Below are 21,073 nucleotides of genomic sequence, written 5' to 3' on the forward strand. Positions count from 1 at the left end.
AAGGAGCCATCCCGTGCGCCCAGGTGGACAGCCGAACATGCAGCAGATGCTGAAGCAGGCGCAGAAGATGCAGCAGCAGATCGCCGCGGCGCAGGAGGAACTCGCCGCCGCCGAGGTCACCGGCACGGCCGGCGGTGAGCTGGTCACCGCCACGGTCTCCGGCACCGGCGAGCTCAAGAGCATCAAGATCGACCCGAAGGTGGTCGACGCCGACGACGTCGAGACCCTCGAGGACCTCGTCGTCGCCGCCATCCGCAACGCCAACGAGGCCGCGCGGGTGCTGACCGAGCAGAAGATGGGCCCGGTCACCGGCGGCATGGGCGGCCTCGGCCTGCCCGGATTCTGAGCCGCCGGACATGTACGAAGGTGCCATCCAGGACCTGATCGACGAGCTGGGACGCCTGCCGGGCGTCGGCCCGAAGAGCGCCCAGCGGATCGCGTTCCACATCCTCTCGGCCGACACCGCCGACGTGGCCCGGCTCGCCGGCGCGCTGCGCAAGGTCAAGGAACAGGTCCGGTTCTGCACCACCTGCTTCAACGTGGCCGAAGCCGAGCAGTGCCGGATCTGCCGCGACCCACGCCGTACCGACGAGGTGCTCTGCGTGGTGGAGGAGTCCAAGGACGTGGTGGCGATCGAGCGGACCGGTGAGTTCCGCGGTCGCTACCACGTGCTCGGCGGGGCGATCAACCCGCTGGAGGGGATCGGCCCCGACAACCTGCGCATCCGCGAACTGCTCGGCCGGCTCGCCGCCGGCACGGTCAAGGAGCTGATCCTGGCGACCGACCCGAACACCGAGGGCGAGGCGACCGCCACGTACCTCGCGCTGATGATCAAGCCGATGGGGATCTCGGTGACCCGGCTCGCCAGCGGGCTGCCCGTCGGCGGGGACCTCGAGTACGCCGACGAGATCACCCTCGGCCGGGCCTTCGAGGGCCGCCGGGCCGTCTGATCCGCGCCCCGGCCGGTCGGCCGGGGGTACACAGTGGCGTTACAGCGTCGTCGATCAGACGACAGGGCACTGTAATGACACGATCCGATACCAACCGGATCGACACGTGTTCCGGCATCGATGCGCGCCCGCTAAGGTCACCGCAATCGGTGACCTCCGTCACCGCTGTCCGTATCCCCTAGGACGAGGTGAAGCACGATGCGTGCATCCAGGCCCAAGGTCGCCATCGCGGCCGTGGCGGTCGCGGCGCTTGCGGCCGCCGGCTGTGCCGAGAGCGGCCGCGACGGCAGCTCCGGAAACAACAAGGACACCCTGGTCTTCGGCGTCGCCGGTGACCCGAAGGTCCTCGACCCGACCTTCGCCAGTGACGGTGAGTCGTTCCGTGTCTCCCGGCAGATCTTCGAGACCCTGGTGCGCGCCGAGGAGGGGGGCACCAAGATTGTCCCCGGCCTGGCCGAGAGCTGGGAGCCCGACGCCGCCGGCACCACCTGGACCTTCAAGCTCCGCAGTGGAGTGAAGTTCCACGACGGCGAGGCGTTCAACGCCGAGTCGGTTTGCGTCAACTTCAACCGCTGGTACAACTCCACCGGTCTGATGCAGAGCCCGGATGTCACCCCGTACTGGCAGGACATCATGGGTGGCTTCGCCAAGAACGAGGACCCGGAGCTGGGCGAGAGCCTCTTCAAGTCCTGCACCGCCAAGGACGAGCTGACCGTCGACCTCGCGTTCAACCGGGTCTCCAGCAAGGTCCCGTCGGCGCTGCTGCTGCCGGCGTTCTCCATGCACAGCCCGAAGGCGCTCGAGCAGTACGACGCCAGCACCGTCGCCGGCACCGCCACCGACATCAAGTACCCCTCGTACGCGATGGAGCACCCCACCGGCACCGGCCCGTTCAAGTTCAAGACCTGGGACATCTCGAACAAGAGCCTCACCATCGAGCGCAACGATGACTACTGGGGCGACAAGGCCAAGCTGAAGACGCTGATCTTCAAGACCATCTCGGACGAGAACGCCCGCAAGCAGGCGCTGCGCTCCGGTGACATCCAGGGCTACGACCTGGTCGGCCCGGCCGACGTCGAGCCGCTCGCCGCGGAGGGCTTCAACGTCCTGACCCGCCCGGCCTTCAACGTCCTCTACCTGGCGATCAACCAGAAGGGGAACCCGAAGCTGGCCGACGTCCGGGTCCGGCAGGCCATCGCGCACGCCCTGAACCGTCCGGCCCTGGTCGACTCGAAGCTGCCCCCGGGCGCGAAGGTCGCCACCCAGTTCATCCCGGACACCGTGGAGGGCTGGAGTGACTCGGTCCCGACGTACGAGTACGACGTCGACAAGGCCAAGAAGCTCCTCGCCGAGGCCGGTGCCACCGACCTGACGCTGCGCTTCCACTACCCCACCGAGGTGACCCGCCCGTACATGCCGAGCCCGAAGGACCTCTTCGAGCTCCTCTCGGCGGACCTGCAGGCGGTCGGCATCAAGGTCGAGGCGATCCCGCTCAAGTGGAGCCCGGACTACCTCAACGCCACCACCTCCGGCAGCGAGCACGACCTGCACTTCCTCGGCTGGACCGGTGACTACGGCGACGCCTACAACTTCATCGGCACCTTCTTCGACCGGCCGAAGGACGAGTGGGGCTACAACAACAAGGAGCTCTTCGACCTCTTCGCCAAGGCCGACACCACGCCGGACATGGCCGAGCGGGCCGAGATCTACAAGGAACTGAACAAGAAGATCATGGAGTTCCTGCCGGGTGTGCCGATCTCGCACTCCCCGCCGGCGATCGTGCTCGGCAAGGACGTGATCGGGGTGACGGCCAGCCCGCTCACCGACGAGCGCTTCTTCACCGCCGAGTTCAAGTCCTGATCTGACAGCAGAACGCGGGCGGGCGCCCCACCCCGGGCGCCCGCCCGTCACCCTCTCCACCCGTCGAGGCCGCCGTGTTCCGGTTCATCGTCAGACGCCTGCTGCAGCTGATACCCACGCTGCTCGGGCTCTCCATCCTTCTGTTCATCTGGCTCCGCAGACTCCCGGGCGGTCCCGAGACCGCGATCCTCGGTGAGCGCGGCACCCCCGAGAGCCGGGCGGCGATCCGCCGCAACCTCGGCCTCGACGAGCCGATCCTGATCCAGTACGGCCGCTTCATGAAGCGGATGCTGCGGCTGGACCTGGGCGTGTCGACCTCCACCAGGCGGGAGGTCACCACCGAATTCCTGCAGCGCTTCCCGGGCACCGTCGAACTGACGGTGACGGCGCTGATCATCGCGATCGGCGTCGGTATCCCGCTCGGCTATCTCGCCGCCCGCAAGCGTGGCCGGTTCCTGGACCACGCCTCGGTCGGCGGTTCGCTGATCGGCATCTGCATCCCGGTCTTCTTCCTCGCGTACGTCCTCAAGGCGATCTTCGCCGAGAACCTCAACTGGTTCCCCTCCAGCGGGCGGCAGGATCCGACGATCGGCGCGACGCGGGTTACCAACTTCTTCGTCCTGGACGGACTGCTAACCCGGGAGTGGGACGCCGCGTTCGACGCGATCTGGCACCTGGTGCTGCCCGGAATCGCGCTCGCCAGCATCCCGCTCGCGATCATCGTGCGGATCACCCGCGCCAGCGTCCTGGAGGTGCTCGGTGAGGATTACGTCCGTACCGCCGAGTCCAAGGGCCTGACCGAGTCGGTGGTCCGCCGCCGGCACGTGCTGCGCAACGCGCTGCTGCCGGTGGCGACCTCCATCGGCCTGCTCGCCGGCAGCCTCCTCTCCGGGGCGGTGCTCACCGAGACCGTCTTCGCCTTCAACGGCATCGGCGCCTTCGTCGCCGAATCGATCAGCAACCGGGACTACCCGGTACTGATGGGCTTCATCATGATCATCGCGTTGGTCTACGTGCTGGTGAACCTGCTCGTCGACCTCTCCTACAGCTTCATCGACCCGAGAGTGAGGGTGCGATGACCATCACCGGCGGCAAGAAGCGCGAAAAGCTCGACCGGCTCGCCGAACTTTCGGTCCGCGACGACGAGCGCGGCGCCAGCCTCTGGCAGGAGGCGTTCCGGCAACTGCGGCGCAACCCCGCCGCGATCATCGGCGCCGTCATCCTGACGATCTTTGTGCTGGTGGCGGTGATCGGGCCGTTCCTCGTCCCGTACGGCCCGACCGACACGATCGGCATCCGGGAAGGAGTGGTCAAGTCCGGGCAGGGCATCATCCCCGGCATCTCCGGCGAGCACTGGCTCGGCTACGACCACCAGGGCCGGGACGTCTTCAGCCGAATGATCGTGGGCGCCCGGCAGACGCTGCTCGTCGGGGTGGTTGCCACCATGATCGGCCTGGCGATCGGCACCCTCATCGGCGGGATCGCCGGTGCGGCTGCCGGCCTCGGCGGCCGCTGGGGGCGCTGGGTGGACAGCGCCCTGATGCGCTTCATCGACATGCTCCTGGCGATGCCGAGCCTGCTGCTCGCGGTCAGCATCGCCGCGCTGCTCGGCGCCAGCCTCACCACCGTCATGATCGCCGTCGGCATGGTCTCGGTGCCGGTCTTCGCCCGCCTGCTTCGCGGGTCGATGATCGCCCAGTCCGGCAGCGACTACGTGACGGCGGCGGTCTCGCTCGGCGTCTCCAAGCGCAAGATCGCACTGGGGCACGTCCTGCCGAACTCGCTGGCGCCGGTGATCGTCCAGGCCACCCTGACGCTCGCCACCGCGATCATCGAGGCGGCGGCGCTGTCATTCCTGGGCCTGGGCAACCCCGACTCGGCGACGCCCGAGTGGGGCGTGATGCTGGCCGACGCGCAGTCGTACCTGGGGATCCGGCCCGGTCTGGCGATCTACCCGGCGCTCGGGATCATCATCACCGCGCTCGGCTTCACCCTGCTCGGTGAAGCGATGCGCGAGGCCCTCGACCCCAAGCTGCGAAAGTGAGGCCGGGGACCGTGGCAGGCAACAGGCCGGGAAACCCGGCAGACGCGAGCGGAGGCACCCGCTGATGGCACTGCTCGAAGTGGACAACCTCTCCGTCACCTTCACCCGGCGCGGGCAGCGTCCCGTGCACGCCGTGGACGGAGTCTCCTTCTCCGTCGATGCAGGCGAAGTGGTCGGCCTGGTCGGCGAGTCCGGCTGCGGCAAGAGCGTCACCTCGCTGGCGATCATGGGGCTGCTGCCGAAGCAGCGCGGGCTGCGCATCGGTGGCAAGGCCGTCTTCGACGGCACCGACCTGCTCCAGCTCGACGACCGGTCGCGGCGCGACATCCGCGGCCGGGAAATCGCGATGATCTTCCAGGACCCGCTCTCCTCGCTGAACCCGGTCGTCCCGATCGGACGCCAGGTCACCGAGGTCCTCGCCCGGCACCGGGGGATGAAAGGGGAAAAGGCGCGCCGCGAGGCGGCGAGTCTGCTGGAGCGGGTCGGGATTCCGGATCCCACCCGGCGGCTCAAGGAGTATCCGCATCAGCTCTCCGGCGGCATGCGGCAGCGGGCACTGATCGCGATGGCGGTCGCCTGCCAACCCCGGGTGCTGATCGCCGACGAGCCGACCACCGCCCTCGACGTCACCATCCAGGCCCAGATCCTGGAGCTGCTCAAGGAGATGGTGCGCGAGTCCGACACCGCCCTGGTCATGATCACTCACGACCTCGGGGTGGTCGCCGGACTCTGCGACACCATCAACGTGCTCTACGCCGGTCGGGTCGTCGAGACCGCGTACCGCCGGCCGCTCTTTGCGAACCCGCGGCACCCGTACACGGTGGGGTTGCTGGGGTCGATTCCGCGGCTGGACGCCGGGCGCGGCGAGCGGCTCACACCGATCCCCGGCTCGGTGCGCGACCTGCTGCCCTGGGCCGACGGGTGCGCCTTCGCGCCCCGCTGTGAACGGCAGATCGACGCCTGCCTCGGCGAACCCCCGGCGTTGGTACCGGGGGCGGGCGGGCACGCGTACCGCTGCGTCAACCCCGCGCCCACGCCGGGAAGCGTGCCGGCACCGAGGGCTGCGGCGGCGGACACCGACGCCGTGCCGAGCCCTGATCCGGTGGGCACCGAGGTGCCCAGTCCTGTCCCGGCGGAGACCGACGTCCCGGCGGAGACCGACGCCGCGCCGGGCCCCGGCCCGGTGGGCGCCGACGGCAAGGAGGGACCGGCGTGACCGGCAACGACAACCTCGTCGAGGTCCGCGACCTCAAGGTGCACTTCCCGATCACCCGGGGGGTGGTCTTCGACCGCGTCGTCGGTCACGTCAAGGCCGTCGACGGAGTGGACCTCGCCATTCCCCGAGGCAAGACGTACGGGCTGGTGGGGGAGTCCGGCTGCGGCAAGTCGACGCTGGGCCGGGCGATTCTGCGGCTGACCGAACCGACCAGCGGTGAGGTCTTCTTCGACGGCGCCGAGGTGACGGGGATGCGGGCGCGGCCGCTGCGGGCGCTGCGCCGGCGGATGCAGATGATCTTCCAGGATCCGATGTCGAGCCTGGACCCCCGTCAGAACGTCGAGTCGATCCTCACCGAGGGACTGCAGACCCACGGCATCGGCACCAGCCGGGACGACCGGCGGCGCATCATCGGCGAGACGCTGGACGCCGTCGGGCTGCCCCGCTGGGCGCTCTCCCGGTACCCGCACGAGTTCTCCGGGGGCCAGCGGCAGCGCATCGGCATCGCCCGTGCGGTCGTCCTCGGGCCGGAGCTGATCGTCGCCGACGAGCCGGTCTCCGCGCTGGACGTCTCCATCCAGGCACAGGTCGTCAACCTCCTCGACGAGCTCCAGGAGAGCCTGGGGCTGACGTACCTGGTGATCGCGCACGACCTGGCGGTGGTCCGGCACATCTCCGACATCGTCGGCGTGATGTACCTGGGGGCGCTGGTCGAGGAGGCGCCGAGCGACCGGCTCTACCGCGAGCCGCTGCACCCCTACACCCGGGCGCTGATGTCGGCGGTGCCGGTGCCGGACCCGGAGATCGAGGACCGCCGGGAACGCATCCTGCTCGCCGGTGACCTGCCCTCGCCGGCGAACCCGCCTTCGGGCTGCCGGTTCCACACCCGCTGCCCGTGGGCGCAGCCCACCCGCTGCGCCGACGAACGGCCGGCGCTGCGCCCGATCGGCGAGAGCCGGGTCGCCTGCCACTGGGCCGAGCAGATCGCCGCCGGTGAACTGCGCCCGCACCAGGTCGACCCGAAGCTGACCCGGCCCGACGGAGAGGGCCTCAACCCCGCCGTCGTCTCGGCCCCGTCGGAGCCCGGTTCGTTCGTGTAGACCGGGTCGGGGCGGAGCGCAGGGTTCGTCCCTCCACCGGGTTCGGCCCCTGCGCCGGGGGCGTCCCTGCGGCAGGCGTGACACGCAGACCGGCCACCGGAGTGATCCGGTGGCCGGTGTCGTCTGTGGGGCCAGAGGTGCCGTACGCCGCGGGTGGGCGCTGGATCTCGCGGATCAGCCTTCGGGGCGGTCGAGCAGCCCGACGGCGATCTGGTGCACCGCGTCCAGCGCGGCGGGGTCGGCCAGCGGGGCACTGCCGCCGGTGACGGCGTACCACTCGTCGGCGTCCTTGTACTGCACCTTCACCACGACCCGGTCGCCGTCGAGTTCGGTGCGCAGCGTCAGGTCACCGGTGACGACGCCGACCTCGTCGGTCATCACCCCACCGGGGCCGGGCACGATGTCGGTGTTCCGCGCCGACGTCGCCTCGCCGGCGGCGGGTTCGCCCGCAGCGGCCGGCTCCCCGGCAGCGGCGGCCGGCGCCGCGGCAGTATCCGGGTCGCCGGCGACGGCCTCGGCCGGTGCGGCGTCGGCACCGGGGTCGGTCACGGCGCGCTCGTCCATGTGCAGTCCTCCAGCATCCCGGTCAGCGCCGTCTTCTCGGCGGCGGTCACCGACAGCTTCCAGTGGTGCTTGACGGCTACCCAGTCCCCAGCGTACTGACACCAGTACTCACGGTTCGCCGGCTTCCACTGCGAGGGGTCCTGGTCACCCTTGGAACGGTTCGAGCTGGCCGAGACCGCGAAGAGCTGCGGCCGGTCCAGGTCGTTGGCGAAGTCACTGCGGTCCTTGTCGTTCCACTCGTCAGCCCCGGAACGCCACGCGTTGGCAAGCGGCACCATGTGGTCGATGTCCACCTGCAACGGCTCGGAGAGGGTCTTGTTGTCGTAGACGCTCACCCAGGTGCCGCCGACGACGTTGCAGCCGGAAAGCTCGATGTTCTTGCCGTCGCGCTCCAGGACCGTGTCCCGGACGTCGCAGTTCTTACCGGTGCTGCGCCAGTGGGAGAACTTGTTGCGGCTGTAGCCCTTCATCGGACGGGCGTCGGCGACGGTCAGCTCACCCAGCAGTTTGCTGGCGTTGCCGTTGCCGTTCCCGCCGCCGGCGGTATCCGGGTCGGGCTCGAGGGGCGGCACGCAGGCGGTGGTGGCGAGGAGCGCGAGCGCCGAGACGGTGACCGTCGCGGCGGCGGCGCGGGACTTCAGTCGAGCAAACAAAGGGGGCACCAGCCAAGCTTGAGGGGCGGCCGCGTTCGGCGCATCTTCCAGGACAGTCTCGGCGTTTCGCGGGCAACCGGTCCGCCGAGGACGCTCCCGCGCGGTGGGCGATCCATCACGAGGGCGCGCCGTGCACATGGTACGCAGCACCGCCGACCGTCGCCGGAAAGGCGGTTCACCGCGATGCGACCAGCTCGACGACCCGGATCCGGTGGAACTGCGCTACTCGCGCCACGACGAAGCGGTCCCGCAGCGCCGCCCCGCGCGCCCCGTCGACCCGGCGCAGCGGATCGGTGCCGCCCTGGGTGGTGACCAGCCAGACCCGGCGTACGTCGCCAAGGCACTCGGCCGGCTTGCGGCACTCCGCGGCGGCGTAGCTGCCCCGTTCCTGCGCCGGCTGGGCGAGCAGCACGTCGACCGGCCGGGGATCGGCGTCGCGCAGTTCGTAGGCCATCGCCCGGCGCAGGTGGCGGTAGCCGTCGAAGACGATGCCGTCGCCCGGGGCGGCCTGCGCGGCGACGAAGGCACCGGCGTCACGGAAGCCGTGCTCGTCCTCCACCAGGTCGCTGCGGAACATCTGCTGTCGCGGCAGGCCGAGCACGGCGACGGTGATCAGCACTACCGCCACCGCCGCGGCCCGGGCCGGGGCCCGCCCACCGCCGACGGCGCGGGCGACCCGCAGGGTCCCGGCTGCGGCCAGCAGCACCCAGGCCGGCACCGTGTAGAGCAGGTAGCGGAAGAAGAAGAGCTGGAACTGGTCGAAGGTGGCCAGGGCCAGCAGCGGGCCGGTCAGTACCCAGGCCCCGAGCAGCAGCGCCGGCCACCGGCCGGCGGTCACCCCGATCAGCGCCAGCACCAGCAGCACCGCGGCCACCGCCACACCGCCGGCGAGGTTCGCCGGCAGCTTCAGCACGCCCGCCCAGGTCGGCTCGTCGATCCAGGAGATCTGCCCCGACTGCCGGCTGCCCAGGTACGCCATCGGCGCGACCATGACCAGCCCGGCCCCGGTCGCCGCGGCCCAGGGCGCGGCGCGGCGCAGCACCTCGCGGTGCGGCAGCCGGCGGGTCTCCCGCAGCACCGGCACGGCGTGCGCCACCAGCACCGTCAGCGCCACCAGGTGGCTGAGTCCGGTCGCCGCCACCGCCAGCGCGTACGCCACCCAGCGCAGCCGCGACGGCCGCTCCAGCGCGCGCAGCAGCAGCAGGGAGGAGGCCGTGGTCAGTGCGATTACCTGGGCGTAGGGGCGGGCTTCGGCGGCGTACCGGGAGACGATCGGCAGCAGGGCGAAGAGCAGGCCCGCGGTCAGCCCGGTCGGCGCACCGTAGAGGCGCCGGCCCAGGAGCGCGACCAGCGCCGCGGCTGCCGCCATCCAGAGCAGCGACGGCAGACGCAGGGCCGGCGCCGACTCACCGAAGACGGCAGTCCAGAGATGCAGGCCGCCGTAGTACGGCGCGAAGACGACATCCCGCGACCGCAGCAGCTCGATCAGGTCGGGGTAGGACAGCCTCGCCGCCCACCAGCTCGCGTGTTCGTCGCGCCACAGCTGCCGGCCGCCGAGACCGATGCCGGCGACGAGGAGCGTGAGCAGGGCGGGCAGTCCGGCGATCACCGGCGTCGAGGTGAGCCGCGGATCGTTCCACCGGTGGAGCCGGGCCGTCCGGGACATCGGCTCCGTCGGAGTCCCGGACGGGAGCGTGACAGCTGACAAGGCCGACACCTGCCCTTCCATCGTGGAATGCCAATCAATCGCCACGATATAGACAGCGCGGCCGCGATCGGGTGAGGATCGCGGCCGCGCCGGGCAGGTGTCGCGCAGGTGGCGACGGTCGGGTCAGCGGGTGCGGTTGACCGCCGAGGTGATCGCCTTCATCGAGGCGGTGACGATGTCCGGGTCCAGGCCCGCACCCCAGACCGTACGGCCGTCGACCTCGCACTCGACGTACGCGGCGGCGCGGGCGTCCTCGCCGGAGGACATCGCGTGCTCGTGGTAGTCCAGCACCCGGGCGTGCACGTCGAGCGACTCCAGCGCGTTGACGTACGCGTCGATCGGGCCGTTGCCGACGGCGTGCAGGGTGTGCCGCTCGCCGCCGTGGCCGACCTCGACCTCGATCTCGACCTTGCCCTCGCTGCTGCGGGTCGTGTACGCGCCCAGCGTGACCGCCGGCTGCGGCTGGTGCTCGACCAGGTAGTGCGTGGCGAAGATGTCCCACATCTGGCCGGGCTCGACCTCGCCGCCGGAGTGGTCGGTGACCTGCTGCACCACGCCGGAGAACTCGATCTGCAGTCGGCGCGGCAGGTCCAGCTGGTGCTCGGCCTTCATGATGTACGCGACGCCGCCCTTGCCGGACTGCGAGTTGACCCGGATGACCGCCTCGTAGTTGCGGCCCAGGTCCTTCGGGTCGATCGGCAGGTACGGCACGCCCCAGGTGTACGCGTCGACCGGCACACCGGCCGCTTCGGCGTCGGCGGCCAGCGCGTCGAAGCCCTTCTTGATGGCGTCCTGGTGGGAGCCGGAGAAGGCGGTGTAGACCAGGTCGCCGGCGTACGGGTGGCGCTCGTGCACGGGCAGCTGGTTGCAGTACTCGACGGCGCGTTTGATCTCGTCGATGTTGCTGAAGTCGATCATCGGGTCGATGCCCTGGGAGAAGAGGTTCAGCCCCAGCGTCACCAGGTCGACGTTGCCGGTGCGTTCGCCGTTGCCGAAGAGGCAGCCCTCGACCCGGTCGGCGCCGGCCAGCAGCCCCAGCTCGGCGGCGGCCACGCCGGTGCCGCGGTCGTTGTGCGGGTGCAGGCTCAGGATCACCGAGTCGCGCCGCGGCAGCCGCCGGTGCATCCACTCGATCGAATCGGCGTAGACGTTCGGGGTCGCCATCTCCACCGTCGCCGGCAGGTTGATGATCAGCGGCCGGTCCGGCGTCGGGTCGATGACGTCGATGACGGCGCTGCAGACCTCCAGCGCGTACTCCAGTTCGGTGCCGGTGTACGACTCCGGCGAGTACTCGTAGTGGATCTCGGTGTCCGGGGTGTGGATCTCGGCGTACTTCTGGCAGAGCCGGGCGCCGGTGGTGGCGATGTCGGTGATGCCGTCGCGGTCCAGCCCGAAGACCACCCGGCGCTGCAGGGTGGAGGTGGAGTTGTAGAAGTGCACGATGGCCCGCTTGGCCCCGCGCAGCGACTCGTAGGTGCGCTCGATCAGGTGCTCACGGCACTGGGTCAGCACCTGGATGGTGACGTCGTCGGGGATCAGGTCCTGCTCGATGAGCTGGCGGACGAAGTCGAAGTCGGTCTGGCTCGCCGACGGGAAACCGACCTCGATCTCCTTGTAGCCCATCTGCACCAGCAGCTGGAACATCCGCCGCTTGCGCTCCGGCGACATCGGGTCGATGAGGGCCTGGTTGCCGTCGCGCAGGTCGACCGCGCACCAGCGGGGGGCGGTCTCGACCCGCCGGGCCGGCCACTGCCGGTCGGGTACGTCCACGGCGAACTGGCGGTGGTACGGCTCGTACCGCCCGAAGGGCATGCCGCTGGGCCGCTGCGGGCCGTAGGCGTACGGGTCGGTGGTGCTGCCGGCGGTTTCACGCATGCTGGAGGCTCCCGTGCTGGTCATGTGGCGTCGGCCCGGAGGGCGAGGGTCGCGTCCGAGGAAGATTTCGACGCCGGGTCGAAGTCGGCGGAGGCGGTCGACCGGAGTCGACCGAAGAGCTGGTCGGCGCGCGCTCAACCCCGCGGCGAGGTGCCGGCCGTAGAGGCCTCGCCGCGGCAGCGAAGGAGCATGACCTGCCACATGACATCAGTGACACTACGTTGTCGGCCTCGCGGAGAACATCGTTCTTCCAGGTTCTGGGATCTCCGCCACTGCGGTCAGGAGTCGGCGGCGTCCTGCTGTGACGGCGACGGCGTGGGGGTCGGCGGTGCCGCGCTGCCGAGCGGTTCGCCCGGCACGACCGCCCCCGGCAGCGGGGCCGTGGCGGGCGCCGGGCCGGGCGGGCCGGCGAGCAGTAGCGAACCGAAACCGGACCGGGCGCCGGTGAGCGTCCCGGCCTCGTCGAAGCAGTAGGTGCCCACATCCACCATCGCCTCGAGCGAGGCCGAGGTCGACTCGATCGCGAAGCAGGTGCCGGCCGCGCCGGGCAGCAGGTCGGCGGCGGTCACCGAGACGGCGGGCTGGCGGCTGGTGAAGATCGGCAGCCAGTCGCTGAACGGGTGCTGCAGTCGCGGGTCGACATCGGCCGGCACCTTGCCGTCGGCGTCGGCCACGCGTACGCAGGTGGCCGCGACGGGGTTGGCGGCCGAGGGCAGGGCGCACTGGAAGATGCCGTCGCTGTTGCCGGCCATGGCGATGTCGGCGTCGCCGCCGAGCGCCCAGCCGGGGATGTCGACCCGCCAGGTGCCGTCGGTCGCCCGGGTCACCTCCACGGTCCGGTCCGGGCGGCCCTTGCTGCGCAGCGTGTACCGGGCGGTGAAGTGCCGGTCGAGCCCGGCGGCGGCGAGGGCGGCGAGCTGGTCGCGGGCCTCGGTCGTGACCGGCAGCGGGGCGGTGGTGGCGGGTGGGTCGTCGGGCGGCGGCTCGCCGGAGCAGCCGGCGGCGACGAAGAGCGCGCAGGCGAGTGGGGCCGCGACGCGGCGGGCGGCGGGTCGGAAGCGGACACCGAGGGGCACGGGGCCATTCTGATCTGTCGGGCCCGGTCTTTGTGCATCGCTGCCCGCGTGCCGCTCCCGGCGTGTCGCGCCGGCCGGGGGATCGCCGGAGGTGGCGGGGGCCACGGCCGGATGCTGGGAAGTGCTGCTCTCTCCTCGGGAACCGACCGATACCCTGAACGCGTCTGACAAGCGCCGCCGGCTTTTGCCACCCGGCGGCGTCGGCACGCTCGCCGGCCGCTGAGAGGGAGGTGCACCGTCGTGGGACTGGTGGTGCAGAAGTACGGCGGGTCTTCCGTCTCGGACGCGGAACGCATCAAGCGGGTCGCCGAGCGCATCGTCGCCGCACGCAAAGCCGGTGACGACGTCGTGGTGGTGGTCTCCGCGATGGGTGACACCACCGACGAGCTGCTCGACCTGGCCAACCAGGTCAGCCCGGTCCCGCCGGGGCGCGAACTGGACATGCTGCTGACCGCCGGCGAGCGCATCTCGATGGCGCTGCTGGCGATGGCGATCCACAACCTCGGGTACGAGGCGCGCTCCTTCACCGGCTCGCAGGCCGGGGTGCTGACCACGTCGGCGCACGGACGGGCCCGGATCATCGACGTCACGCCGGGGCGGCTGCAGGGCGCGATCGACGAGGGCTCGGTGGTGATCGTCGCCGGTTTCCAGGGGGTCTCCCAGGACACCAAGGACATCACCACGCTCGGCCGGGGCGGCTCGGACACCACCGCGGTGGCGCTCGCCGCGGCGCTGCACGCCGATGTCTGCGAGATCTACACCGACGTCGACGGCATCTACAGCGCCGACCCGCGGATCGTGCCGAACGCCCGCCACATCAAGCAGATCACCTACGAGGAGATGCTGGAACTGGCGGCCTGCGGGGCCAAGGTGCTGCACCTGCGCAGCGTCGAGTACGCCCGCCGGGCCAACCTGCCGATCCACGTCCGCTCGTCTTATTCCCAGAACACCGGCACGATGGTCACCGGATCGATGGAGGACCTTCCCGTGGAGCAAGCACTGATCACCGGCGTCGCGCACGACCGGAGCGAAGCGAAGATCACGATTGTCGGGGTGCCGGACGAGCCGGGCGCCGCGGCGGAGATCTTCAACACCGTCGCGGGCGCCGAGATCAACATCGACATGATCGTGCAGAACGTCTCCACCGAGGGGACCGGCCGCACCGACATCTCGTTCACGCTGCCCAAGGCTGACGGCCCCACGGCGATGACGGCGCTGAACAAGATCCAGGAGACGGTCAAGTTCAAGGGCCTGCTCTATGACGACCACGTCGGCAAGGTCTCGCTGATCGGGGCAGGCATGCGCTCGCACCCGGGCGTGGCCGCCGGCTTCTTCGCCGCGCTCGGCGCGGCCGGCGTGAACATCGAGATGATCTCCACGTCGGAGATCCGGGTCTCGGTGGTCTGCCGCGACACCGACCTCGACGCGGCGGTACGCGCCATCCACGACGCCTTCGAACTCGGTGGCGACACCGAGGCGGTCGTCTACGCCGGCACCGGGAGGTAGGCCGTGGCGCGGCTGCCCACCCTCGCTGTCGTCGGCGCCACGGGCGCGGTGGGCACCGTGATGTGTGAAATCCTCTCCGCCCGCAAGAACGTCTGGGGCGAGATCCGCCTGATCGCCTCGGCCCGCTCGGCCGGGCGTACGGTGCTCTGCCGCGGTGAGCACCTCCCCGTCCGGGAACTCACCCCGGAGGTCTTCGACGGCGTCGACGTGGCGATGTTCGACGTCCCCGACGAGGTCTCGGCGAAGTGGGCGCCGCTGGCGGTGGAGCGCGGCGCCGTGGTCGTCGACAACTCCGGCGCGTTCCGGATGGACGACCGGGTGCCGCTGATCGTGCCGGAGATCAACGCCGAGTGGATCCGGCACCACCCGAAGGGCATCATCGCCAACGCCAACTGCACCACCATGGCGATGATCGTGGCGATCGCCCCGCTGCACGACGAGTACGGCCTGCGTGAACTCGTCCTCGCCTCGTACCAGTCGGCCTCCGGCGCCGGACAGGCCGGCGTCGCCGCCCTGCACAGCCAGCTCACCAAGGTCGCCGGGTCCCATGCGCTCGGCTCCCGCCCCGGTGACGTACGCGGCGCCGTCGGCGACGACCTCGGACCGTTCCCGGCCCCGCTGGCGCTCAACGTGGTGCCCTGGGCGGGTTCGCTCCTCGACGACGGCTGGTCGTCGGAGGAGATGAAGATGCGCAACGAGACGCGCAAGATCCTCGGCCTGCCGGATCTGAAGGTCTCCGCCACCGCCGTACGGGTGCCGGTCGTCACCGGCCACTCGGTCGCCGTGCACGCCGTCTTCGGCGTCGAGGTGACCGCCGAGGCGGCCCGGGCGGTGCTCAAGAACGCCCCCGGCGTGATCGTCGTCGACGACCCCGCGACCGGCGAGTTCCCGATGCCGATCGACGCCGTCGGCACCGACCCGTCCTGGGTCGGCCGGCTGCGCCGTGCGGTCGACGACCCGCGCGCGCTGGACTTCTTCGTCACCGGCGACAACCTGCGCAAGGGAGCCGCGCTCAACACCGCGCAGATCGCCGAACTGCTCGCCGCCGAGTTCAGCCGCCGCTGACCCGTTTCACCCCCGGTCCGCTACCGGCTTCAGCCGCCGCTGACCCGCTTCACCCCGGTCCGTTCCCGGTTCAGCCGCCGCCGACCGGCTCCTTGTCGCCGGCCGGGTCGTTGTCGCCGCCCGGTTCCTTGCCGCCCGGCTCCTGGTCGTCACCGGCGGCCCGTTGCCGGGGCAGTGGGGCGTCCGGCGTCGCCGGGGTGAGCGCGACACCGTCGCGGCCGTTGCGTTTCACCGTGTAGAGGGCCTCGTCGGCGCGGCGCAGCGTCTCCTGGGGCGACTCGTCACCGTCGGCCAGCGCGACCCCGACGCTGATGGTCCGCCCGGTCTGCCGGGCCGCGCCCACCAGCCGCTCGGCGATGCGTACCGCCTCGTCGGCGCGCGCCACGTCGATCACCGCGACGAACTCGTCGCCGCCGGTGCGGTAGAGCTCGTCGCCGGCGCGCAGCGCCCCCTCCAGAGCGCGGGCCAGCCCGACCAGCACCCGGTCACCGGCCTGGTGGCCGAAGGTGTCGTTGACCTCTTTGAAGTTGTCGACGTCGATGGCGAGCAGGGCGGTGCGCCCCGGTGTCGTACGGCGCATCCGGCGGCCGAAGGGCCCGGTGTGCGGCAGCCCGGTCAGCGGGTCGGAGCTGGCCTGCTCGCGCAGCCGGATCAGGGTGCGGAGCCGGTCCAGGCAGGTCCAGGCCTGCGCGGCGAGCAGCTCCATCAGGTTCACCGTGGTCGGGTCGGGGCGGATCAGCTCCTCGTCGGCGACCAGCAGCACACCCCCGGACTCGGGGGTACCGAACGGCACCGCCACCAGGGTCCGGACCCCGGCGTCGATCAGCGGCCGGTGTGCGCCGACGGCCGGGTGGCCCGGCTCGCCGAGAGTGTAGGAGGCGCCGTACCGGTGGGCGTGTGAGATCAGCTGACGCAGCGGCGCCGGACCCGCCGAGTCCAGCTCCGCGCGGATTCGCGTCTCCAGCGGGCTGGGTGTGCCGGTGCGGCGGTTGAGCTGCGGACCGTCGGGTCGGGTCGCGATGAGTACGGCGACGTCGAGTCCGGAGACGTCCCGGGCGGCGACGAGCGCCGCCACCGTCAGGTCCCGCTCGGTGGGGGCCGCGGCGAAGGCAGCCGCGTGCCGCAGCAGTTTCTCGCTGCGGCTCTCCGCTGGCGGTCCGCCGAGCATCGCGATGCGGCTGCCGAGCAGTCCGGCGATCCGCTCGGCGACGTCGCGCCACTGCTCGAGATCCGCCGGTTCGTTCCACTGCAGGTCCAGCACGCCGATCGGCCGGCCGGCCGAGAGGATCGGCACGCAGATCTCGGAACGTACGTCCGGGCGGATCGGCAGGTAGTCCGGGTCGGCGGCGACCGACGGGACGACGGCGGGCAGACCCGATGCGTGGACCCGGCCGACGATGCCGCTCTTGGGAGGCACGGTCGAGAAGACCTGCCAGGAGCCGGTGGCGGCGATGCAGCGCAGGCGGTCGGAGACCTGCAGCAGGACCGAGATGGTGGCGGGGGCGTACTCGCCGAGGGCGTTGACCGCCCCCTGGCAGGCGGCGCGCACCGTCGTGGCCACCGGCAGGCGCACGGCCACGTCTCGGATGACTCGCTGCTGATCCACCGTCGTCCCCGCTCGAAGGCAGCTCAGCGGCGCTGAGCCCTGCGACCAGCGTACTCAGGGCGGGCGTCCCCTGCCCTGGCAAGATCACCGAACGTGTCGGGGACCGCACAGGCCGGGTCCGCGGTCGCGGACCCGGCCTGCGCCGGAGTGCGGTTACCGCGTGGCGCGGTGCCCGTGCCCGTGGCCGTGGCCCTTGCCATGGCCCTTGCCCTTGTGCTTGCCGTGTCCCTTGCCCTTGCCGGGTCCGGCGGGTTCGCCGTTGACCGCGGAGGTGTCGTAGGCGAACGTGATCACCGCGGTGGCGATGGCGTCCGAGTTGACGTCCAGGGCGTGCACGTTGATGTTGCCCCGCAGGTCGTACGCGCGGTTGAGCTGCGCGTAGATCGCGGCGTCGCCACCGTCGGCGACGGGGGTCATGCTGTCGCAGGCCGCGTGGTAGCACGGGTCGTACGCCGCACCGGCGACGCCGCCGAACTGGGCCGCCTCCTCGGCGGTCTTGAGCCCTTCGGCGCCGGTGAAGAGGCCGCCGGCCGGGATGCCGATCGCGATGAACGGCCCGTAGTCGGAGCGGCCGGTGAAGTCGGCGGCGGCGGTGGCCTTGCCGCGAGCGGTGAAGAACCGCTCGAAGACGGTCTCGATCGCCGCCGAGCCCTGCGGTCCCGGACCCTCACCCTCCTGGGCGGAGTCGTCGCCGTCGTAGACGCCGAAGACGTAGTTCGGCGAGGCGACCATGTCGAAGTTCAGGTAGAGCGCGATGTCGTCGGCGGCGGATTCGGTCAGCTGGCCGACGTAGTACTCGGCGCCGAGTAGACCGTTCTCCTCCGCACCCCACCAGGCGAAGCGCACCGCGTTGTGCGGCTTGACCTTCGCCATCTGCAGGGCGACCTCCAGCAGCGCGGCGCTGCCGCTGCCGTTGTCGTTGACGCCCGGACCGGCCAGGTCCGAGTCCAGGTGGGCGCCGGCCATCACGACGTTGTCGGTACGGCCGTGCCGGGTCTGGGCGATCACGTTGGAGGTGCTGCGGGTCTCGATCGTGGTCTGCGCCTCCAGGCGCAGGACCACCCCGGGGGTCTGGGCCAGGTCGACACCGAGGCCGTACGTGGTGGCGAAGGTCGGGATGCCGATCGGCACCCCGAGCGTGCCGGCGTAGATCTCGTGCCGGGACGGGTCGGTGCCGTTGCCCTGGTTCATGATGATCGCGCCCGCCGCACCGGCGGCCTCGGCGTTCGCCGCCTTGTCCCCGAAGGCGCAGGTGCCGCGCTGCATCAGGGCGATCTTGCCGGTGACGTCGACGCCGTCGAAGTCGCTCGCCTCGCAGCCGGAGGTGGTGGCGGCCTGGTCGGTCAGGTTCAGGTCGATCGCGACGACCGCCGACTCCACCGCGCCGGAGCCGGAGTACTCCATCAGGTCGAAGTCGACGCCGTCGACGAAGTCGCGCGGGGCCGGCCCGGTCTGCGTGAAGAGCCAGTGCTCCTCCTCGTAGAACGGGAAGTCGAACTGCTGGCGGGTGACCTGGTAACCGGCCTTGGTCAGCAGGCGCTGCACGTAGTCGGCGCTGGCGTCGTAGCCGGGGGTGCCGGAGGCCCGGGTGCCGTCGTTGGCGTCGGCGATGCGCTGGAAGGCGTCGATGTGCTTGAGGACGCCCTTGGCGGTGACCGCCTTGGTGAGCTTGGCGGCGGAGTTGTTATTCGGTGCGGCCTGGGCCGGATTGGTCAGTGCGAAAGATCCGACGAGCGCGCCGGCGGCGAGACCCGCGAGCACCCGTCGGGTGGGAAAGGACACCACTATGTGCCACATCCTTCCTGGGAAGGGAGAGGCCGGCGCTGATGTGCCGGTTGTTCCGCAATGTAGACGTCAGCCCGCGGAATGTGAAGACATGCGAATGCGTGACTGATTCGAGAGTTTCGCCTTTGAATCGATGGGAATCCATTCATTTACGGGCGGGAGGTGCGCTGTCCGACGGCGCACCGCCGGCCGGTCGAAACCGGTCAGAAGCGCAGCTGGTCGCGGAGGTTGCGGGCCACCCGGGCCATCACCGCCTCCGCGCCCGGCTGGCTGCCGGCCGCCACCCGCGACTCGGTGAGCGCGGCGACGGCGAAGGTCTGCCCGTCGGCGTGCTCGACGACACCCACCTCGTGCCGCAGGTTGAGCAGCGTCCCGGTCTTGGACGACCAGCGGGACGCATCGGAACTGAAGTCCGGGGTGAGGCGCTGCCGGATCAGGTTGGCCGCCATCAGCTCCCGGACCCGGGCGGCCGGCGCCGGCCGGATCGCCGACGGGCGCCACAACCCCTGCAACAGCTCCACGAAGGCCCGGGCCGATCCGGAGTTGGCGCGGGTGACGTCGAGCTGCGGCAGCGGATGCCCGTGCCCCGCGGTCGCCGCGGTGATCGCGATCGAGTGGGCGAGGTGCAGCTGGTCGGGCGGGAGCTTCTCCGCCGGGGTGTCGATCAGGGCGGCGGTCCGGTGGCGTACGGCGATGCCCTCGAAGCCGAGCCGGCGCAGTTCGGCGGCGACCGCGGTGGGCGGGGTGAGGGCGAAGAGCGCGTCGGCCGCGGTCTCGTCGCTGAGCGAGGTGCTCAGGTAGAGCAGGTCGTCCAGGGCGACCGTCGCCGGGTGACGGAATCGGCTCAGCCCGGTCGGTCCCGCCGTGGTGGCCCGGCCGGGGGCGACCACTATCGGGGTGGCGGCGTCGAGTTCGCCCCGGTCGATGCGTTCCAGGGTGGCGAGGGCGAGCGGCACCTTCACCAGGGACGCCACCGGAAACTCGATGTCCGGGTCGATGCCGAGCTCGTCTGCGGAGTCGAGGTCCCGGACCAGGAACGACCCGCGCAGCCCTGCCTCGTCCAGCGCCTCCCGGGCGGCGCCGAGAACCCTGGTGACACTCACCGCGCGACCTCCTCCACGCCGCCGAGACATCGGCGTACGGCGGCGTGCAGCAGCGTACGCACCGCGTCGGCGTCCTCGCGCCGGCCGGCAGCGATCCGGTAGCCGCGCGCGGCCGTCGCCAGCTCACCGACCGGGCGCCAGTGCAGCCCCAGCTCCGCGGCCTGCAACTGGGAGCAGAGCAGCAGGTCCGCCGAGCCGAGCACCTCCGCGGCGGCGGCGACCAGCGAGGCCGCCACCCGCACCTGCCCCGGCCGCAGGCCGAGCGCGTCGCGCAGCCGCATGACCGGGTCGCGGACGTGCGGCACGTCGTCCTCGGGCTGTATCCACACCCGACGGGCCGGCGCCTCGCCGTCGGCGCGCCCCACCCGCAGGGTCTCCAGGTAGAGCGCGGGAAGTGCAGGTTCCGCCCGCCCGGCGAGCCCGAGCGGCACCCGCCAGGTCGCCTCGGCCGGTGGGACGGCGACCAGGGCGGCGCGGACCTCCAGCACACGGGCTAGCTCGGCCCGTTCGGCGGGCTCGGCCGGGTGCGCCTCCAGCAGCAGTTCGTGCCGGCGCGCCTGCGCGACGAGCCGGGCGAGCGCCCGCGGCGCGCAGACCGCCGGGACGGCCAGCCGGAATGGGCGCAGCCGGGCCCGAACGGCGGCGTGCTCCATCGCCTCGGCGAGGTCGACGAGGCGCCGCGCCGACGGCAGCATGTCCCGGCCGAACGGGGTGAGCGTGACCGTACGGGTGGAGCGGTCGAAGAGCCGGGCGCCGAAGTGCCGCTCCAGGGCGGCGATGCGCCGGCTGGCGACGGACTGCGGGATCTGCGCCGCGGCCGCGCCGGCGGTGAAGCTGGCATACCCGCTGACGGCGACGAAGGCCCGGCAGGCCGCGACGAGATCCACGGCCAGGGAGTATGCCGTAATCGCATCAGTTGGCGCGTTTCCGTCTTTGAACGCATCAACGGTCGCTGGCACCGT

At 71.3% G+C, this 21,073-nt stretch carries 17 protein-coding genes and 1 pseudogene; 9 read left to right on the top strand and 9 right to left on the bottom strand.

Going from position 1 to position 21,073, the window contains the following annotated elements:
- Nucleotides 1-37 precede the first annotated feature (37 nt).
- From ACK8GG_RS21090 to ACK8GG_RS21120, 7 genes are all read left to right on the top strand, one after another.
- The gene (locus tag ACK8GG_RS21090) at nt 38-346 is read left to right on the top strand and encodes a YbaB/EbfC family nucleoid-associated protein (protein WP_440349789.1); all 309 of its coding nucleotides are present in this window, start codon (nt 38-40) and stop codon (nt 344-346) included.
- A 10-nt stretch (nt 347-356) separates the two neighbouring features.
- Complete coding sequence (gene recR, locus ACK8GG_RS21095) at nt 357-950, top strand: recombination mediator RecR (protein WP_440349259.1); 594 nt, start codon at nt 357-359, stop codon at nt 948-950.
- A 198-nt stretch (nt 951-1,148) separates the two neighbouring features.
- Nucleotides 1,149-2,810 (top strand): ABC transporter substrate-binding protein, encoded by a 1,662-nt coding sequence (locus tag ACK8GG_RS21100; protein ID WP_440357080.1) that lies wholly within the window; start codon nt 1,149-1,151, stop codon nt 2,808-2,810.
- A 74-nt stretch (nt 2,811-2,884) separates the two neighbouring features.
- Nucleotides 2,885-3,889 (top strand): ABC transporter permease, encoded by a 1,005-nt coding sequence (locus tag ACK8GG_RS21105; RefSeq protein ID WP_440352295.1) that lies wholly within the window; start codon nt 2,885-2,887, stop codon nt 3,887-3,889.
- Entirely contained in the window at nt 3,886-4,854 is a 969-nt protein-coding gene (locus ACK8GG_RS21110) for an ABC transporter permease (RefSeq protein WP_440352296.1), read from the top strand. The genes ACK8GG_RS21105 and ACK8GG_RS21110 overlap by 4 nt, the downstream gene beginning before the upstream one ends.
- A 64-nt stretch (nt 4,855-4,918) precedes the next feature.
- A complete protein-coding gene (locus ACK8GG_RS21115) occupies nt 4,919-6,070 on the top strand; it encodes an ABC transporter ATP-binding protein (RefSeq protein ID WP_440349263.1) in 1,152 nt (383 codons plus the stop codon).
- On the top strand, nt 6,067-7,170 hold the full coding sequence (locus ACK8GG_RS21120; protein ID WP_440352298.1) for an ABC transporter ATP-binding protein: 1,104 nt from the start codon (nt 6,067-6,069) through the stop codon (nt 7,168-7,170). Before ACK8GG_RS21115 ends, ACK8GG_RS21120 begins: the two co-directional genes overlap by 4 nt.
- Nucleotides 7,171-7,344: 174 nt before the next feature.
- Here the strand turns inward: ACK8GG_RS21120 and ACK8GG_RS21125 are convergent, their stop codons facing one another.
- The 5 genes from ACK8GG_RS21125 to ACK8GG_RS21145 form a co-directional block, all read right to left on the bottom strand.
- Nucleotides 7,345-7,734 (bottom strand): hypothetical protein, encoded by a 390-nt coding sequence (locus ACK8GG_RS21125; protein WP_440352299.1) that lies wholly within the window; start codon nt 7,732-7,734, stop codon nt 7,345-7,347.
- The gene (locus ACK8GG_RS21130) at nt 7,716-8,387 is read right to left on the bottom strand and encodes an HNH endonuclease family protein (RefSeq protein ID WP_440349790.1); all 672 of its coding nucleotides are present in this window, start codon (nt 8,385-8,387) and stop codon (nt 7,716-7,718) included. Before ACK8GG_RS21130 ends, ACK8GG_RS21125 begins: the two co-directional genes overlap by 19 nt.
- Before the next feature lie 175 nt (nt 8,388-8,562).
- Entirely contained in the window at nt 8,563-10,053 is a 1,491-nt protein-coding gene (locus tag ACK8GG_RS21135) for a glycosyltransferase family 39 protein (protein WP_440357081.1), read from the bottom strand.
- Nucleotides 10,054-10,218: 165 nt separating this feature from the next.
- Entirely contained in the window at nt 10,219-11,970 is a 1,752-nt protein-coding gene (gene leuA, locus ACK8GG_RS21140; protein WP_440349267.1) for a 2-isopropylmalate synthase, read from the bottom strand.
- A 278-nt stretch (nt 11,971-12,248) separates the two neighbouring features.
- On the bottom strand, nt 12,249-13,046 hold the full coding sequence (locus ACK8GG_RS21145) for a hypothetical protein (RefSeq protein WP_440349268.1): 798 nt from the start codon (nt 13,044-13,046) through the stop codon (nt 12,249-12,251).
- A 240-nt stretch (nt 13,047-13,286) separates the two neighbouring features.
- On the opposite strand from ACK8GG_RS21145, the gene ACK8GG_RS21150 reads away from it, so the two are divergent.
- A complete protein-coding gene (locus tag ACK8GG_RS21150) occupies nt 13,287-14,552 on the top strand; it encodes an aspartate kinase (protein ID WP_440349269.1) in 1,266 nt (421 codons plus the stop codon).
- Nucleotides 14,553-14,555: 3 nt separating this feature from the next.
- Entirely contained in the window at nt 14,556-15,617 is a 1,062-nt protein-coding gene (locus ACK8GG_RS21155) for an aspartate-semialdehyde dehydrogenase (protein ID WP_440352302.1), read from the top strand.
- A 190-nt stretch (nt 15,618-15,807) separates the two neighbouring features.
- Here ACK8GG_RS21155 and ACK8GG_RS21160 read toward each other — a convergent pair.
- The 4 genes and pseudogenes from ACK8GG_RS21160 to ACK8GG_RS21175 form a co-directional block, all read right to left on the bottom strand.
- Nucleotides 15,808-17,223: pseudogene (locus ACK8GG_RS21160) on the bottom strand (GGDEF domain-containing protein); the annotation flags it as partial.
- 153 nt (nt 17,224-17,376) lie between these two features.
- The gene (locus tag ACK8GG_RS21165) at nt 17,377-19,005 is read right to left on the bottom strand and encodes a M28 family peptidase (protein WP_440357082.1); all 1,629 of its coding nucleotides are present in this window, start codon (nt 19,003-19,005) and stop codon (nt 17,377-17,379) included.
- A 206-nt stretch (nt 19,006-19,211) separates the two neighbouring features.
- Entirely contained in the window at nt 19,212-20,111 is a 900-nt protein-coding gene (locus ACK8GG_RS21170) for a serine hydrolase (RefSeq protein WP_440357083.1), read from the bottom strand.
- Nucleotides 20,108-20,998, bottom strand: coding sequence for a LysR family transcriptional regulator (locus ACK8GG_RS21175; protein WP_440357084.1), 891 nt, complete (start codon nt 20,996-20,998; stop codon nt 20,108-20,110). The genes ACK8GG_RS21170 and ACK8GG_RS21175 overlap by 4 nt, the downstream gene beginning before the upstream one ends.
- Between the last annotated feature and the right edge of the window lie 75 nt (nt 20,999-21,073).

The organism is Melissospora conviva, from assembly GCF_049523535.1.
GTDB classification, from domain to species: domain Bacteria; phylum Actinomycetota; class Actinomycetes; order Mycobacteriales; family Micromonosporaceae; genus Melissospora; species Melissospora conviva.